Origin of the sequence: Bacillus sp. FSL H8-0534 (genome assembly GCF_038005885.1) — a bacterium.
Classification (GTDB): Bacteria; Bacillota; Bacilli; order Bacillales; family Bacillaceae_G; genus Bacillus_A; species Bacillus_A pseudomycoides.
In genome coordinates this window covers 2,960,247-2,976,203 of record NZ_JBBOUC010000001.1, presented here as the reverse complement: position 1 = coordinate 2,976,203, position 15,957 = coordinate 2,960,247, and the positions used below count along the sequence as shown (strand labels likewise).

Sequence of the window (15,957 nt, the reverse complement as noted above, 5' to 3'; positions counted from 1 at the left end):
TGGAGAATAGAGAAATGGAAAGAATAAAATGTACAGTTGCATATGATGGCATCAATTTTTGCGGTTATCAAATTCAACCGCAGCATCGTACTGTTCAACAAGAAATAGAGAAAGCTCTGCAAAAGTTGCATAAAGGAGAGCTTGTTCGTGTTCAGGCATCAGGACGAACAGATTCTACTGTTCATGCAAGAGGACAGGTTATTCATTTTGACACACCGTTGTCTCTTGAAGAATGGCAATGGATGAATGCCTTAAATACGATGCTGCCAGACGATATAGTTGTCAGGCAAGTAGAGAAAAAAACAGAAGATTTTCATGCACGCTATGGTGTTGAGAGAAAAGAATATCGCTACCGTGTATTATTATCTAAAAATGCTGATGTATTCCGTAGAAATTACGTATACCAGTATCCATATCCACTTGAGATAGAATCTATAAGAAAAGCAATTCCTTATTTTATTGGAACACATGATTTCACTTCGTTTTGTTCGACAAAAACTGACAAAAAGGATAAAGTGCGAACAATTTATGAAATAGATTTAATGGAACAAGATGATGAGTTAATTTTTCGTTTTGTAGGTAATGGATTTTTATATAATATGGTTCGAATTATTGTTGGTACACTACTTAGCATAGGACAAGGAAAGATGGTTCCTGACAGCATTCCAGAGATTTTAAAAAAACAAGATCGTCGTTTTGCAGGGAAGATGGTGCCAGGGCATGGGCTTTATTTATGGCAGGTAAACTATAACAACTAATCCTGGTGTAACATTTGCTTGACATTAGAAACTCAAAAGGATATCATAACATATGGTATTGTTTCTAAAACCACGATTAGCCCCGGAAGGAAATCGTGTTTAAGATAAACAATAGATTTTTTCTATGGAAAAGATAACGAGGAGGGAAACACATGCGTACGACTTTTATGGCAAAAGCTAACGAAGTTGAGCGTAAATGGTATGTGGTTGACGCTGAAGGTCAAACTTTAGGTCGCCTTGCTAGTGAAGTAGCATCCATTTTACGTGGTAAAAACAAACCAACATTTACACCACACGTTGACACGGGTGATCATGTAATTATTATTAACGCTGAGAAAATTCATTTAACAGGTAATAAATTAAACGATAAAATTTACTACCGTCACACTAACCACCCAGGTGGACTTAAACAAAGAACAGCTCTAGAAATGCGTACAAACTATCCTGTACAAATGTTAGAGCTTGCAATTAAAGGCATGCTTCCAAAAGGACGTTTAGGACGTCAAGTGTCTAAAAAATTAAATGTGTATGCTGGAGCTGAGCATCCACACCAAGCACAAAAACCAGAAGTTTACGAACTTCGCGGATAATTAATTAAAGGAGGGCTTACATTGGCACAGGTACAATACTATGGTACTGGACGTCGTAAGAGTTCAGTAGCACGCGTACGCCTAGTTCCAGGCGAAGGACGCGTTATCATTAACGGTCGTGATTTTGAAAACTATATCCCATTTGCTGCATTACGTGAAGTAGTGAAACAACCTCTAGTTGCAACAGAAACTTTAGGTAACTACGATGTACTTGTAAACGTAAATGGTGGTGGATACACTGGTCAAGCTGGTGCTATTCGTCACGGTATCTCTCGCGCTTTATTAAAAGCTGACCCAGAATACCGTCTAACATTAAAACGTGCAGGTCTATTAACTCGTGACGCACGTATGAAAGAGCGTAAAAAATACGGTCTTAAAGGCGCACGTCGTGCACCTCAGTTCTCAAAACGTTAATTTTTGCGAACTTCAAACCCCAGTCTATTGGCTGGGGTTTTTTATTATTTCAACCAGTAAGACCCGCTCCTCTAAACGAAGTGAAGGTGGGGGGAGTTCAATATGCCTAATGGAACTATATAAAGTGAAACTTCCACCCATCGTGAGCTTACGGGATAAATTTATTTTAATTTTTCACAATATAAATCACTGCTATGAAGAACAAAAGGTAACCTGCACTCGTATGTTCTTTTTGTTTAAACTTGGTTGGCAGGGGGCAGAGAAAGATTTTATATTGTTTTTTATTTATATAATTATCCTCAATTATTTTTAGTCCCCTTATTATTGCTTGGAATATTTTAGTGCTGCCTTCTTACGTATGCTTCATCTTTAGAAGTTTAGACTAATACGTATTAGGGAGGTTTATAAGTGCTATGAATGTCATTGTTAGCTTACAAGAAAAACAAAAAGAAAAGCAGTTGAAATATGAACGGAAGATGCTTCGCGAACTATCATTAAAAACATTAAGATCTAATATTCGTGATGCCTTCGATATGAAAGAGCTGCACAGACAGTACGAGGATTATTGTATTGAACTTGGAATTGAATCGTACTTATTAGGAGCAAGATATAGCAAATTTGGCTATTATGGTGAATCTTTTTTTGATGTGAAATATAGAGCTTTAGAAGAGGAGCAGCAATTAACAGAAATGTTGTTTCAATTTTTAACAAGCATGACCATGCGGGAGATAGAATCAAACGATAAGGAGTTGCTGTATGAGTCCTGTGAACAGTTTATTAGTTCATGGTGGCGCGAAGGATATGAAAAGGGTGAAAGAAGATATCGTTTAAAGCTGCATTAAGAGAAGCATAAACTTTCCTCTTGTCCCATATAAGTAATTAGAGGGACTAGCTGGAGGAGGAAAGGTATGAAGAGAATTCGAATTATCTCTTTTATGCTTGCTGCGGTTGTACTGTTTTTCTTGGTAAAACAAGAATTTCAAATTGCAAAATCGTGGAGAGCTTGGAATTTACCCTTATCTGGAAAAGTAATTGTACTAGATGCCGGACATGGTGGACCAGATGGAGGGGCGGTTGGTGGTAAGGATATTGTAGAAAAAGACATTACGCTTGAAATTACAAAAATGGTACAAGACTATTTGCAAGAACAAGGTGCTTTAGTTATTTTAACGCGAGAGGGAGATTATGATCTAGCTGATAAAGACACAAAGTCATATAGTAGGCGCAAAGCAGAAGATCTCAAAAAACGTGTAGAGATTATTAATAAGCCGGATGTAGACTTTTTTGTGAGTGTTCACTTAAATGCTTTGCCTAGCAGTAGTTCGAAGGGAGCACAAACGTTTTATTATCGGTCTTTAATTGAAAATGAGCGTGCAGCAAAGTTTATACAGGCTGAATTGCGAACTAGCCTAGAAAATACGAACCGCTCAGCTAAAACAATCTCCCGTGTTTATTTACTTAAGTATGCAAAAACACCAGGTGCTTTAGTTGAGGCTGGTTTTTTATCGAATGTAAATGAACGATATATGTTAAATTCAGAGAAGTATCAGCAAAAGGTTGCAGCTGCGATATACCGGGGAATACTACGTTATTTTACGGAAAAAGGAAATCCTCCTGAGTAAGGAGGGTTTTTTGAGTTCCTCTCGTTAACGAAGTTTTCGGAAAATATGTTATACTGGAAATGTAAACGCATTTATTTTGGAAATGAAAATAAATAAACCCAATTTATTTAACATGACTTTATTTTTCATACAGGGGGCTGGGCTGATTATGGTAACGAAAGAGCAAGTAGTGGAGGCGCTTGAAGGGATTAATGATCCATTTCTACATAAAACATTAAAAGAAACAAATGCAATTAAAGAGGTAAATATAAAGCCTGAGAAAGAGCATGTCAGTGTTAAAATTGCAATTGTAAAAACAGGGACTGCTGAACAAATGCAATTGCAGGCTACTATTGTGAAGCTTGTGAAAGAACTTGGAGCAGCAACGGTTGGTTTGCGTTTCGCTGAATTTACAGAGGAAGAGCTAGCGCAGTTTGCGCCACCGCAAGAAGAGAAAGAAAGTCAATCTTTATTATCAGAGCATTCTAAAACAACATTTTTAGCAGTTGCAAGTGGAAAAGGCGGAGTTGGTAAATCAACTGTTTCTGTAAACCTTGCGATTTCATTAGCTCGTTTAGGAAAGAAAGTTGGTATTATTGACGCTGATATATATGGCTTTAGTGTACCTGATATGATGGGAATCGAAAAACGTCCAATCGTAAGAGGCGATAAAATTATTCCAGTGGAGCGCTTAGGGGTAAAAGTAATTTCAATGGGCTTCTTTGTAGAAGACAATGCTCCTGTTATTTGGAGAGGGCCAATGCTTGGTAAAATGTTAAATCACTTTTTTACAGAGGTGGAATGGGGCGATTTAGACTATTTAGTATTAGACTTGCCGCCAGGTACAGGGGATGTGGCTTTAGATGTTCACTCAATGCTACCATCTTGTAAAGAAATTATTGTAACAACGCCTCATCCAACAGCGGCATTTGTTGCAGCTCGTGCAGGTGCTATGGCACTTCGTACTGAACATAGTATTCTTGGGGTTGTTGAAAATATGGCTTACTTCGAGAGTAAAGTAACCGGTGAGAAAGAGTATGTGTTTGGAAAAGGCGGAGGAGATAAGTTAGCCGCAGAATTACAAACAGATGTATTAGGACGAATCCCACTTCAGCAACCAGATTGGAATAAAGAAGATTTTGCGCCATCGGTATACGAGGATACACATAAAACGGGTGTCATCTATCGGACGATAGCGGAGCAAGTTATTGATAGAACATCAGTTAAACAAAAATAAATTTATGCAAGTAGAAAAATTCCCCATCCTGTATGTGGTGATGGGGAATTTCTTATGTGCAAGGAGTTGTTTTATTTTTGTTCTTTGCTTCCGCCTTTTGAACCGCCTTCTCCGCCAGATTCTTTTTTTTCAGAGCCGCCGCTCTTTTCGGCTTTTTCAATACCTTTGCTAATGATATCAATTATCTTAGTTTGGAAGAGTGGACTTTCAGCGGACTCTGTTAATACTTGTTGTAAATATTGACGATACTCTTTGCTTTTCATTGTTTGTAGCATCATCTTCTCTACTTCGGGATTTTTCATGATTTCTATAACGCCTGCTTGATATTCAGGGTCTTTTAATAGAGTTTTCATTAAGGCTGTTTGTTCTTTACTGATACTTTTTGCGAATTTCGCTGAAAACTCTGGGTCTTTAAATAGTTTTTCCCAAAGCTGCTGCCCTTTTTCGGATACCATCGCATCTTCAATCGTTTTTTTGACCACAGTTTCATCCAATATAAGTGCTTGTTTCATTTTCTCATCTGTTAATACATCTTGAATTGCTTTTTTTCCTTGATCGGTTTTTAAAATATCGACAATCATTTTTTTTGTTTGATCGTAATCTAATTCAGATTTCGCTTCTTTTCCTTGTGCACATGCGACAAGTACAGTAAAAAGAAGTGAAGAAACTAAAACGAGCAGCATCCGTTTCATTAGCTGGAGCTCCTTTCAACACAGTTCTCTTTTTTAATATAAATATCTTAGAGGAATTTATACATGTTCATGGCTAGCTTTTTGAAATTGTCATTGATACAATTTAAGTAGAAATATATCAATAATGGGGGATGTGTTGTGAATAGCCGAAAATGGGTACGACTATTTTTAACGACGTTGCTACTTGGGGGGATTAGTACAATCCTTATTGGTTTTATTTTAGGATGGGACAAGTACGCTAAATTTTTTCAAAATTTCGACGGTAAAGAGATTCTAATGATTTCTTTTTGGTTACTTGGCGTTGGTTTTATTTTTAGCGTAATTAGTCAAATGGGCTTTTTTGCGTATTTAACAGTTCATCGTTTTGGACTAGGAATGTTCCGATCGTCTGCTCTTTGGAACGCAGTTCAGCTCTTTTTCATTGCATTTGTACTTTTTGATTTTGTTTATTTAAGATCGGTACTCGTTGCAAATGGAGATGTTTCGTTTGGGAATAATATTCTTGTAGCAGGAATGTTGTTTTTATTTGGAGCACTTGTAGCCTATATAAAGAGTAAAGAGACGAATAAAAAAGCGTTTATACCGGCTTTATTCTTTATGGTCGTCGTAACAATCCTTGAATGGGTACCGGCGCTTCGGATTAATGATACTGATTGGTTATATTTGATGGTTATACCACTTTTATTGTGTAATGCATATCAGTTACTCATATTACATCGTTTAATAGGACAAAGAAGTAAGTCAGTTAGTTAACAATATACGAGTGAAAAAGGATACAGCACCTTTCGTATGGGGTGCTGTATCCTTTTTAGTATGGGGGATTTTTATCCTGCTATTTGCGGACAGTAACACTTCCACCTCAAAATTCAGCGGAATTAAAGAGGTTAGGTGCAAGATGAACGGTCCATAAAAGCCCGATTGGTGAGGGCTAATAATCAGCGGGGAGAATTCCCACTGATTAAATTTTCACTTTATGTCATTACTTCTTGCGCTTGTGTTAGAAATAAGCTGTGATACAGATACTTGCTCATAGCCATCGCTTTTTAATTTCTGCAGGAGCAGCGGTAGAGATTTATTTGTTTGAAGTGCCGAATCGGAAGCGTGTAATAAAACGATGTCTCCACCTCGTAGATTGTTAGCAACTGTTGATACAATTTTATTTACACCAGGGTTTTTCCAGTCGTTTGAATTATTACTCCAGTGTACAACAGTATATCCAAGAGACTCTGCTACTTTGAGAACTGTTTTATTAAATTCCCCACTAGGAGGCCGCAAGAGCTTGACTTGTTTTATGCCAAGCTTTGTAAACACATCTTGCGAACGTAAAAGGTCTCTTCGCATTTCGTTCGCCTCCAAAGAAGTATAAGATGTATAGTTATATCCCATACTGCCAATTTCGTGACCATCCTGTATAATCCGTTCGACAATATCGGGGTGTCTTTCTGCCCATGCTGCAGAAAGGAAGAAAGTCGCATTTTTAATTTCTCTTTCTTTTAAAGTATCAAGAATAGGAACTGCTTTTTTATCTCCCCAGCTAATATCGAATGTTAACGCAACTTGTTTTTTTGCGGTATCGCCTTTGTAAATGACTTTTGGACCAGTTGCAGTTGAAAAAGCCGATTGATGAGAATATGTCTTAAAAAAAAGAAGCCATGCTGTAAACAAGGACAGTATAATAATTAAACTAATGTGCTTAAATTTACGTTTACTTGTTATAAAAAAGAAAAACATAATACTCCGCCCCTTTGTCCAATCCTTTTCAGTTACTTATATGCTCAAAAAGTTGAAAAGAGAACTGAACGATTAATATCGTAGGAAATGGATATAATGGACAATATAGTATGAATTGTAATTTTGGTGGTGATGCATTCGTCATTAGAGTTGATGAATATATTACGTTATTTTATATATATGTTTTGATTTTCTAACATATAAGTCGCTGCTAGGAAGAACAAAGGGTGATTTGCACTCGTTTCTCTCTTTGTTTTAATTTGGCATAGGGCGCGGAAAGAGGGTCTGATCGCTCCTATGCATGACCGGATGTTCTCTCCCACCCTAAAGATTAGAGTTTATGTGGGTTTTTTAATTTGTATTTATATAGGCATATGAGTAATTGTTGAGGTGATAGTTTGCTTGGGATTATGATTACAAAAGAAGAACAGAAAGAAATAGAATATGTATTGAAGAGAGAGCTGGATGAGCTTTTATTTGATTTTGCAGACGAGCGAATACATGATGTCGTAAAAAAGACAATGGAAGAACGATATAAAATTCTCTTTTGTTTATTTAGAAGAGTAGCAAATGCAGAAGAATGCATCCGTTATGTAAGAAAAAGAATTTTTTATTAAAAAGTGTTGACTCAAGTAGTTAATATATGATAAATTAATAACCGTCGCTGATGCAGAACAGCAGAAAGCGAAAAAAGAAATTAAAAAACTTAGTTGACATCGAAAAACGAAGATGTTAACATAAGGAAGTCGCAAATGAGCGGCAAACAAGTTCTTTGAAAACTGAACGAAACAAACAACGTGAAACGTCAATTTTTATTTTAGATGCTAGACAAACTAACTTTATTGGAGAGTTTGATCCTGGCTCAGGATGAACGCTGGCGGCGTGCCTAATACATGCAAGTCGAGCGAATGGATTAAGAGCTTGCTCTTATGAAGTTAGCGGCGGACGGGTGAGTAACACGTGGGTAACCTGCCCATAAGACTGGGATAACTCCGGGAAACCGGGGCTAATACCGGATAACATTTTGCACCGCATGGTGCGAAATTCAAAGGCGGCTTCGGCTGTCACTTATGGATGGACCCGCGTCGCATTAGCTAGTTGGTGAGGTAACGGCTCACCAAGGCAACGATGCGTAGCCGACCTGAGAGGGTGATCGGCCACACTGGGACTGAGACACGGCCCAGACTCCTACGGGAGGCAGCAGTAGGGAATCTTCCGCAATGGACGAAAGTCTGACGGAGCAACGCCGCGTGAGTGATGAAGGCTTTCGGGTCGTAAAACTCTGTTGTTAGGGAAGAACAAGTGCTAGTTGAATAAGCTGGCACCTTGACGGTACCTAACCAGAAAGCCACGGCTAACTACGTGCCAGCAGCCGCGGTAATACGTAGGTGGCAAGCGTTATCCGGAATTATTGGGCGTAAAGCGCGCGCAGGTGGTTTCTTAAGTCTGATGTGAAAGCCCACGGCTCAACCGTGGAGGGTCATTGGAAACTGGGAGACTTGAGTGCAGAAGAGGAAAGTGGAATTCCATGTGTAGCGGTGAAATGCGTAGAGATATGGAGGAACACCAGTGGCGAAGGCGACTTTCTGGTCTGTAACTGACACTGAGGCGCGAAAGCGTGGGGAGCAAACAGGATTAGATACCCTGGTAGTCCACGCCGTAAACGATGAGTGCTAAGTGTTAGAGGGTTTCCGCCCTTTAGTGCTGAAGTTAACGCATTAAGCACTCCGCCTGGGGAGTACGGCCGCAAGGCTGAAACTCAAAGGAATTGACGGGGGCCCGCACAAGCGGTGGAGCATGTGGTTTAATTCGAAGCAACGCGAAGAACCTTACCAGGTCTTGACATCCTCTGACAACCCTAGAGATAGGGCTTCCCCTTCGGGGGCAGAGTGACAGGTGGTGCATGGTTGTCGTCAGCTCGTGTCGTGAGATGTTGGGTTAAGTCCCGCAACGAGCGCAACCCTTGATCTTAGTTGCCATCATTAAGTTGGGCACTCTAAGGTGACTGCCGGTGACAAACCGGAGGAAGGTGGGGATGACGTCAAATCATCATGCCCCTTATGACCTGGGCTACACACGTGCTACAATGGACGGTACAAAGAGCTGCAAGACCGCGAGGTGGAGCTAATCTCATAAAACCGTTCTCAGTTCGGATTGTAGGCTGCAACTCGCCTACATGAAGCTGGAATCGCTAGTAATCGCGGATCAGCATGCCGCGGTGAATACGTTCCCGGGCCTTGTACACACCGCCCGTCACACCACGAGAGTTTGTAACACCCGAAGTCGGTGGGGTAACCTTTTTGGAGCCAGCCGCCTAAGGTGGGACAGATGATTGGGGTGAAGTCGTAACAAGGTAGCCGTATCGGAAGGTGCGGCTGGATCACCTCCTTTCTATGGAGAATTGATGAACGCTGTTCATCAATATAAGTTTCCGTGTTTCGTTTTGTTCAGTTTTGAGAGAACTATCTCTCAGAAATAAATGTATGTTCTTTGAAAACTAGATAACAGTGTAGCTCATATTTTTTAATTTTAGTTTGGTTAAGTTAGAAAGGGCGCACGGTGGATGCCTTGACACTAGGAGTCGATGAAGGACGGGACTAACGCCGATATGCTTCGGGGAGCTGTAAGTAAGCTTTGATCCGAAGATTTCCGAATGGGGAAACCCACCATACGTAATGGTATGGTATCCTTACCTGAATACATAGGGTAAGGAAGACAGACCCAGGGAACTGAAACATCTAAGTACCTGGAGGAAGAGAAAGCAAATGCGATTTCCTGAGTAGCGGCGAGCGAAACGGAATCTAGCCCAAACCAAGAGGCTTGCCTCTTGGGGTTGTAGGACATTCTATACGGAGTTACAAAGGAACGAGGTAGACGAAGCAGCCTGGAAAGGCTCGTCATAGAGGGTAACAACCCCGTAGTCGAAACTTCGTTCTCTCTTGAATGTATCCTGAGTACGGCGGAACACGTGAAATTCCGTCGGAATCTGGGAGGACCATCTCCCAAGGCTAAATACTACCTAGTGATCGATAGTGAACCAGTACCGTGAGGGAAAGGTGAAAAGCACCCCGGAAGGGGAGTGAAAGAGATCCTGAAACCGTGTGCCTACAAATAGTCAGAGCCCGTTAATGGGTGATGGCGTGCCTTTTGTAGAATGAACCGGCGAGTTACGATCCCGTGCGAGGTTAAGCTGAAGAGGCGGAGCCGTAGCGAAAGCGAGTCTGAATAGGGCGTTTAGTACGTGGTCGTAGACCCGAAACCAGGTGATCTACCCATGTCCAGGGTGAAGTTCAGGTAACACTGAATGGAGGCCCGAACCCACGCACGTTGAAAAGTGCGGGGATGAGGTGTGGGTAGCGGAGAAATTCCAATCGAACCTGGAGATAGCTGGTTCTCCCCGAAATAGCTTTAGGGCTAGCCTTAAGTGTAAGAGTCTTGGAGGTAGAGCACTGATTGAACTAGGGGTCCTCATCGGATTACCGAATTCAGTCAAACTCCGAATGCCAATGACTTATCCTTAGGAGTCAGACTGCGAGTGATAAGATCCGTAGTCAAGAGGGAAACAGCCCAGATCGCCAGCTAAGGTCCCAAAGTGTGTATTAAGTGGAAAAGGATGTGGAGTTGCTTAGACAACTAGGATGTTGGCTTAGAAGCAGCCACCATTTAAAGAGTGCGTAATAGCTCACTAGTCGAGTGACTCTGCGCCGAAAATGTACCGGGGCTAAATACACCACCGAAGCTGCGAATTGATACCTATGGTATCAGTGGTAGGGGAGCGTTCTAAGGGCAGTGAAGTCAGACCGTAAGGACTGGTGGAGCGCTTAGAAGTGAGAATGCCGGTATGAGTAGCGAAAGACGGGTGAGAATCCCGTCCACCGAATGCCTAAGGTTTCCTGAGGAAGGCTCGTCCGCTCAGGGTTAGTCAGGACCTAAGCCGAGGCCGACAGGCGTAGGCGATGGACAACAGGTTGATATTCCTGTACCACCTCTTTATCGTTTGAGCAATGGAGGGACGCAGAAGGATAGAAGAAGCGTGCGATTGGTTGTGCACGTCCAAGCAGTTAGGCTGATAAGTAGGCAAATCCGCTTATCGTGAAGGCTGAGCTGTGATGGGGAAGCTCCTTATGGAGCGAAGTCTTTGATTCCCCGCTGCCAAGAAAAGCTTCTAGCGAGATAAAAGGTGCCTGTACCGCAAACCGACACAGGTAGGCGAGGAGAGAATCCTAAGGTGTGCGAGAGAACTCTGGTTAAGGAACTCGGCAAAATGACCCCGTAACTTCGGGAGAAGGGGTGCTTTCTTAACGGAAAGCCGCAGTGAATAGGCCCAAGCGACTGTTTAGCAAAAACACAGGTCTCTGCGAAGCCGTAAGGCGAAGTATAGGGGCTGACACCTGCCCGGTGCTGGAAGGTTAAGGAGAGGGGTTAGCGTAAGCGAAGCTCTGAACTGAAGCCCCAGTAAACGGCGGCCGTAACTATAACGGTCCTAAGGTAGCGAAATTCCTTGTCGGGTAAGTTCCGACCCGCACGAAAGGTGTAACGATTTGGGCACTGTCTCAACCAGAGACTCGGTGAAATTATAGTACCTGTGAAGATGCAGGTTACCCGCGACAGGACGGAAAGACCCCGTGGAGCTTTACTGTAGCCTGATATTGAATTTTGGTACAGTTTGTACAGGATAGGCGGGAGCCTTTGAAGCCGGAGCGCTAGCTTCGGTGGAGGCGCTGGTGGGATACCGCCCTGACTGTATTGAAATTCTAACCTACGGGTCTTATCGACCCGGGAGACAGTGTCAGGTGGGCAGTTTGACTGGGGCGGTCGCCTCCTAAAGTGTAACGGAGGCGCCCAAAGGTTCCCTCAGAATGGTTGGAAATCATTCGTAGAGTGCAAAGGCATAAGGGAGCTTGACTGCGAGACCTACAAGTCGAGCAGGGACGAAAGTCGGGCTTAGTGATCCGGTGGTTCCGCATGGAAGGGCCATCGCTCAACGGATAAAAGCTACCCCGGGGATAACAGGCTTATCTCCCCCAAGAGTCCACATCGACGGGGAGGTTTGGCACCTCGATGTCGGCTCATCGCATCCTGGGGCTGTAGTCGGTCCCAAGGGTTGGGCTGTTCGCCCATTAAAGCGGTACGCGAGCTGGGTTCAGAACGTCGTGAGACAGTTCGGTCCCTATCCGTCGTGGGCGTAGGAAATTTGAGAGGAGCTGTCCTTAGTACGAGAGGACCGGGATGGACGCACCGCTGGTGTACCAGTTGTTCTGCCAAGGGCATAGCTGGGTAGCTATGTGCGGAAGGGATAAGTGCTGAAAGCATCTAAGCATGAAGCCCCCCTCAAGATGAGATTTCCCATAGCGTAAGCTAGTAAGATCCCTGAAAGATGATCAGGTTGATAGGTTCGAGGTGGAAGCATGGTGACATGTGGAGCTGACGAATACTAATAGATCGAGGACTTAACCATATAATATGAAGCAAATGTTATCTAGTTTTGAGAGAACATAAAAAAACTTGTTGACATTTTAAATGAATCAAGTATAATAATGATTGTCTCAAATGAAATAAGTCTGGTAATGATGGCAGAGAGGTCACACCCGTTCCCATACCGAACACGGAAGTTAAGCTCTCTAGCGCCGATGGTAGTTGGGACCTTGTCCCTGTGAGAGTAGGACGTTGCCAGGCAATATTATTCCGCAGTAGCTCAGTGGTAGAGCTATCGGCTGTTAACCGATCGGTCGTAGGTTCGAGTCCTACCTGCGGAGCCATTATGCTTCCATAGCTCAGCTGGTAGAGCACTTCCATGGTAAGGAAGAGGTCACCGGTTCAAGCCCGGTTGGAAGCTTGGGAACAGTTTTAATTTTTTTTGGCCCGTTGGTCAAGTGGTTAAGACACCGCCCTTTCACGGCGGTAACACGGGTTCGAATCCCGTACGGGTCACCACTTTTGGAGGATTAGCTCAGCTGGGAGAGCACCTGCCTTACAAGCAGGGGGTCGGCGGTTCGATCCCGTCATCCTCCACCATATATTTTATAATGTCGGAGGGGTAGCGAAGTGGCTAAACGCGGCGGACTGTAAATCCGCTCCTTCGGGTTCGGCAGTTCGAATCTGCCCCCCTCCACCATTTTCAAAAAAACAACCTGAAAAGGTTTATTTTTTTGAAAAGACAACCATACTAGTAAATATTAATGGGCTATAGCCAAGCGGTAAGGCAACGGACTTTGACTCCGTCATGCGCTGGTTCGAATCCAGCTAGCCCAGCCATTTACGAGCCATTAGCTCAGTTGGTAGAGCATCTGACTTTTAATCAGAGGGTCGAAGGTTCGAGTCCTTCATGGCTCACCATTTTCGCGGAAGTAGTTCAGTGGTAGAATACAACCTTGCCAAGGTTGGGGTCGCGGGTTCGAATCCCGTCTTCCGCTTTTTTACTTCGGGGCCTTAGCTCAGCTGGGAGAGCGCCTGCCTTGCACGCAGGAGGTCAGCGGTTCGATCCCGCTAGGCTCCATTATAAATTAGAAAAAACCTTACATCTTTTGATGTAAGGTTTTTTGTCTATCTTGCTTAATAAGGATGAGTTTCCATTCATTTCGTTTACAATAGAAAGATAGAGTGAAATATACCATTTGAATTGAAGTGTGTTGGAATAAGGGGAATGGAGGGATCGGTGTTGAAAATTGTTATTGCATCTGATTCATATAAAGAAAGCTTACGAGCGATAGAGGTATGTAAGGCTATTGAAAAAGGATTTACTAAAATTTTTCCTGAAGCTGAGTATGTAAAAGTCCCGATTGGAGATGGAGGAGAAGGTACAGTCCAGTCCCTTGTTGATGCTACAGGGGGAAAGATTATTCCACTTCATGTAACAGGTCCACTTGGTGAGCGTGTAGAAGCATTTTACGGCATTTCTCAAGACAAAAGAACAGCGTTTATTGAAATGGCAGCAGCATCAGGATTACAGCATGTTTCAGTTAAAAAGCGAAATCCTCTTATTACAACAACAAAAGGAACGGGAGAGCTTATATTAGATGCACTGGATAAAGGCGTACAGCACATCATTTTAGGTCTTGGCGGAAGTGCTACGAACGATGGGGGTGCCGGAATGCTCTCTGCCTTAGGTGTAAAATTTTTAGAGAAAGATGGACGAGTAATAGAACCTGTCGGTGGAAATTTACATTCTATTGATTCTTTAGATTTATTGAAGTTGGATTCTCGTTTAGCACATGTAAAACTAGAAGCGGCGTGTGATGTAGATAATCCTTTGACAGGACAAAAAGGAGCATCTTTTGTATTTGCAAAACAAAAGGGAGCAAGTGCAGAAATGATTGCACAGTTAGATGATAACTTAAAGCGTTATGCCCATGTATTAAAAAAATATTTACATATTGATGTGGAAGAGATTGCAGGTGCAGGAGCTGCGGGGGGATTAGGCGCTGCTGTTGCTGCTGTACTACAAGGGGAATTAAGAAAAGGAATTGAAATTGTATTAGATTATACAAATTTTGATGAACATATAAAAGAAGCGGATCTAGTTCTTACAGGTGAAGGAAGGATAGATGTACAAACAGCTTATGGAAAAGCTCCAGTTGGAATTGCTAGACGGGCAAAGAAACTTCATATACCCGTTATAGCTATTGGGGGTTCCGTGCTCCCTAATCACATTTCAGTTTATAAAGAAGGAATAGATGCTGTGTTTGCTGCCACATCAAGTCCAATGACATTAGAGGAAGCATATATAACAGCAAAGGAAAATATTGAAATGTCCGCACGAAATATCGCATCTGTATGGAAAATAGCATCAGAAAGACGTCTCTAATATAGGAGGCGTTTTTTTACTTTCAATTATTTATGAATACATGTGTAATGAGGTTTCCTGGGAGGCGTTTCGTTTTATACATAAAATAGCTTTAGGATATTGGTTTCTACGTAGATATGGGTGAATAAGGTGCATATACATACAAAAAAATGTCGAGTTGAGTCAGACTATAGAAAAGATTTAAAATATTTAGTGAAGGCATAAAAGGGGGAGACTATCTATGAAGAAAGAAATTTCAATCGTTGGAGTTCCAATGGACTTAGGGCAAATGCGTCGTGGGGTTGATATGGGACCAAGTGCAATTCGTTATGCAGGAGTAATTGAACGAATTCAAAATATTGGGTATGACGTAGAAGATATCGGAGACCTATGTATTGAAAGAGAACAGGAAATAGATGAAAATACAAAATTAAGAAACCTTACACAAGTTGCACATGTTTGTGATGAATTAGCAAGTAAGGTTGATCATATTATAGAAAAAGGTCGTTTTCCACTTGTATTAGGTGGTGACCATAGTATTGCTATCGGGACACTTGCAGGGGTGGCAAAGAACTATAAAAATTTAGGTATTATTTGGTACGATGCACATGGGGATTTAAATACGGAAGAGACATCACCATCTGGAAACATTCATGGTATGTCACTTGCAGCAAGTTTAGGTTATGGACATCCTTCACTCGTTAATTTATATGAAGCGTATCCAAAGGTTAAAAAGGAAAACGTTGTTATTATCGGTGCGCGCGCGTTAGATGAAGGTGAAAAAGAATTCATTCGTAATGAAGGAATTAAAGTGTTTACAATGCATGAAATTGATCGTATGGGAATGACTGCCGTTATGGAAGAAACGATTGCATATTTATCTCATACAGATGGTGTTCATTTATCATTAGATTTAGATGGACTTGATCCACATGATGCACCAGGAGTTGGAACACCTGTAACTGGTGGATTATCATATCGTGAAAGTCATTTAGCGATGGAAATGTTATCGGAGGCTGATATCATTACATCTGCTGAGTTTGTTGAAGTAAATCCGATTTTAGATGAGAAAAATAGAACGGCAACAACAGCGGTAGCTTTAATGGGTTCTTTATTCGGTGAAAAACTAAAATAAATGTAAGAAAAGCAGC

Annotated in this window: 12 protein-coding genes, 9 tRNA genes and 3 rRNA genes; 22 read left to right on the top strand and 2 right to left on the bottom strand. The window is 41.9% G+C overall.

Annotated elements, in window-relative coordinates; genetic code table 11:
* The first annotated feature begins 14 nt into the window (after window positions 1-14).
* From truA to MHH71_RS15160, 6 genes are all read left to right on the top strand, one after another.
* The gene (gene truA, locus MHH71_RS15185; RefSeq protein ID WP_033796960.1) at window positions 15-758 is read left to right on the top strand and encodes a tRNA pseudouridine(38-40) synthase TruA; all 744 of its coding nucleotides are present in this window, start codon (window positions 15-17) and stop codon (window positions 756-758) included.
* Window positions 759-910: 152 nt separating this feature from the next.
* Window positions 911-1,348, top strand: coding sequence for a 50S ribosomal protein L13 (gene rplM / locus MHH71_RS15180; protein WP_001260793.1), 438 nt, complete (start codon window positions 911-913; stop codon window positions 1,346-1,348).
* 21 nt (window positions 1,349-1,369) lie between these two features.
* Window positions 1,370-1,762 carry a 30S ribosomal protein S9 gene (rpsI, locus tag MHH71_RS15175; RefSeq protein WP_000079986.1) on the top strand — a complete coding sequence of 131 codons (393 nt, stop codon included), beginning with the start codon at window positions 1,370-1,372 and terminating at the stop codon, window positions 1,760-1,762.
* Between the two features lie 413 nt (window positions 1,763-2,175).
* Entirely contained in the window at window positions 2,176-2,604 is a 429-nt protein-coding gene (locus MHH71_RS15170; protein ID WP_003194397.1) for a DUF2521 family protein, read from the top strand.
* A 66-nt stretch (window positions 2,605-2,670) separates the two neighbouring features.
* On the top strand, window positions 2,671-3,384 hold the full coding sequence (gene cwlD / locus MHH71_RS15165; RefSeq protein WP_018783613.1) for an N-acetylmuramoyl-L-alanine amidase CwlD: 714 nt from the start codon (window positions 2,671-2,673) through the stop codon (window positions 3,382-3,384).
* Between the two features lie 148 nt (window positions 3,385-3,532).
* On the top strand, window positions 3,533-4,600 hold the full coding sequence (locus MHH71_RS15160) for an Mrp/NBP35 family ATP-binding protein (protein ID WP_018783612.1): 1,068 nt from the start codon (window positions 3,533-3,535) through the stop codon (window positions 4,598-4,600).
* 71 nt (window positions 4,601-4,671) lie between these two features.
* On the opposite strand, the gene gerD is transcribed toward MHH71_RS15160, so the two are convergent.
* Window positions 4,672-5,292, bottom strand: coding sequence for a spore germination lipoprotein GerD (gene gerD / locus MHH71_RS15155; protein WP_003205520.1), 621 nt, complete (start codon window positions 5,290-5,292; stop codon window positions 4,672-4,674).
* 138 nt (window positions 5,293-5,430) lie between these two features.
* On the opposite strand from gerD, the gene MHH71_RS15150 reads away from it, so the two are divergent.
* Entirely contained in the window at window positions 5,431-6,045 is a 615-nt protein-coding gene (locus tag MHH71_RS15150; protein ID WP_006093095.1) for a KinB-signaling pathway activation protein, read from the top strand.
* Window positions 6,046-6,258: 213 nt separating this feature from the next.
* Here the strand turns inward: MHH71_RS15150 and pdaB are convergent, their stop codons facing one another.
* A complete protein-coding gene (pdaB, locus tag MHH71_RS15145; RefSeq protein ID WP_006093094.1) occupies window positions 6,259-7,023 on the bottom strand; it encodes a polysaccharide deacetylase family sporulation protein PdaB in 765 nt (254 codons plus the stop codon).
* Window positions 7,024-7,421: 398 nt separating this feature from the next.
* Here pdaB and MHH71_RS15140 point away from each other — a divergent pair, with 398 nt between their 5' ends.
* The 15 genes from MHH71_RS15140 (at window position 7,422) to rocF (ending at window position 15,941) form a co-directional block, all read left to right on the top strand.
* A complete protein-coding gene (locus MHH71_RS15140) occupies window positions 7,422-7,640 on the top strand; it encodes a hypothetical protein (protein ID WP_006093093.1) in 219 nt (72 codons plus the stop codon).
* Between the two features lie 222 nt (window positions 7,641-7,862).
* A 16S ribosomal RNA gene (locus tag MHH71_RS15135) occupies window positions 7,863-9,414 on the top strand.
* A gap of 145 nt (window positions 9,415-9,559) precedes the next feature.
* Window positions 9,560-12,481 (top strand): 23S ribosomal RNA (locus tag MHH71_RS15130).
* A 102-nt stretch (window positions 12,482-12,583) separates the two neighbouring features.
* Window positions 12,584-12,699: ribosomal RNA gene (gene rrf, locus MHH71_RS15125) — 5S ribosomal RNA — on the top strand.
* Together the 16S, 23S and 5S rRNA genes with 9 tRNA genes alongside form the textbook arrangement of a ribosomal RNA operon.
* 8 nt (window positions 12,700-12,707) lie before the next feature.
* Window positions 12,708-12,782, top strand: a tRNA-Asn gene (locus MHH71_RS15120).
* Window positions 12,783-12,786: 4 nt separating this feature from the next.
* Window positions 12,787-12,859 (top strand) — tRNA-Thr (locus MHH71_RS15115).
* Between the two features lie 23 nt (window positions 12,860-12,882).
* Window positions 12,883-12,957, top strand: a tRNA-Glu gene (locus MHH71_RS15110).
* A 5-nt stretch (window positions 12,958-12,962) separates the two neighbouring features.
* Window positions 12,963-13,038 (top strand) — tRNA-Val (locus MHH71_RS15105).
* A 16-nt stretch (window positions 13,039-13,054) separates the two neighbouring features.
* Window positions 13,055-13,138, top strand: a tRNA-Tyr gene (locus MHH71_RS15100).
* A gap of 65 nt (window positions 13,139-13,203) precedes the next feature.
* Window positions 13,204-13,278 (top strand) — tRNA-Gln (locus MHH71_RS15095).
* A 5-nt stretch (window positions 13,279-13,283) separates the two neighbouring features.
* A tRNA-Lys gene (locus MHH71_RS15090) sits at window positions 13,284-13,359 on the top strand.
* A gap of 5 nt (window positions 13,360-13,364) precedes the next feature.
* Window positions 13,365-13,436: transfer RNA gene (locus MHH71_RS15085), tRNA-Gly, on the top strand.
* A 10-nt stretch (window positions 13,437-13,446) separates the two neighbouring features.
* Window positions 13,447-13,519 (top strand) — tRNA-Ala (locus MHH71_RS15080).
* 162 nt (window positions 13,520-13,681) lie between these two features.
* Window positions 13,682-14,827 (top strand): glycerate kinase, encoded by a 1,146-nt coding sequence (locus MHH71_RS15075; protein ID WP_018781984.1) that lies wholly within the window; start codon window positions 13,682-13,684, stop codon window positions 14,825-14,827.
* 220 nt (window positions 14,828-15,047) lie between these two features.
* The gene (gene rocF / locus MHH71_RS15070) at window positions 15,048-15,941 is read left to right on the top strand and encodes an arginase (protein WP_006097149.1); all 894 of its coding nucleotides are present in this window, start codon (window positions 15,048-15,050) and stop codon (window positions 15,939-15,941) included.
* Window positions 15,942-15,957: the final 16 nt, after the last annotated feature.

What these genes read in the sequence shown, in the direction of transcription:
- truA (WP_033796960.1), top strand. Translation starts at nt 15, where the DNA reads ATGGAAAGAATAAAATGTACAGTTGCATATGATGGCATCAATTTTTGC.
- rplM (WP_001260793.1), top strand. Translation starts at nt 911, where the DNA reads ATGCGTACGACTTTTATGGCAAAAGCTAACGAAGTTGAGCGTAAATGG.
- MHH71_RS15170 (WP_003194397.1), top strand. Translation starts at nt 2,176, where the DNA reads ATGAATGTCATTGTTAGCTTACAAGAAAAACAAAAAGAAAAGCAGTTG.
- cwlD (WP_018783613.1), top strand. Translation starts at nt 2,671, where the DNA reads ATGAAGAGAATTCGAATTATCTCTTTTATGCTTGCTGCGGTTGTACTG.
- MHH71_RS15160 (WP_018783612.1), top strand. Translation starts at nt 3,533, where the DNA reads ATGGTAACGAAAGAGCAAGTAGTGGAGGCGCTTGAAGGGATTAATGAT.
- gerD (WP_003205520.1), bottom strand. Translation starts at nt 5,292, where the DNA reads ATGAAACGGATGCTGCTCGTTTTAGTTTCTTCACTTCTTTTTACTGTA.
- pdaB (WP_006093094.1), bottom strand. Translation starts at nt 7,023, where the DNA reads ATGTTTTTCTTTTTTATAACAAGTAAACGTAAATTTAAGCACATTAGT.
- rocF (WP_006097149.1), top strand. Translation starts at nt 15,048, where the DNA reads ATGAAGAAAGAAATTTCAATCGTTGGAGTTCCAATGGACTTAGGGCAA.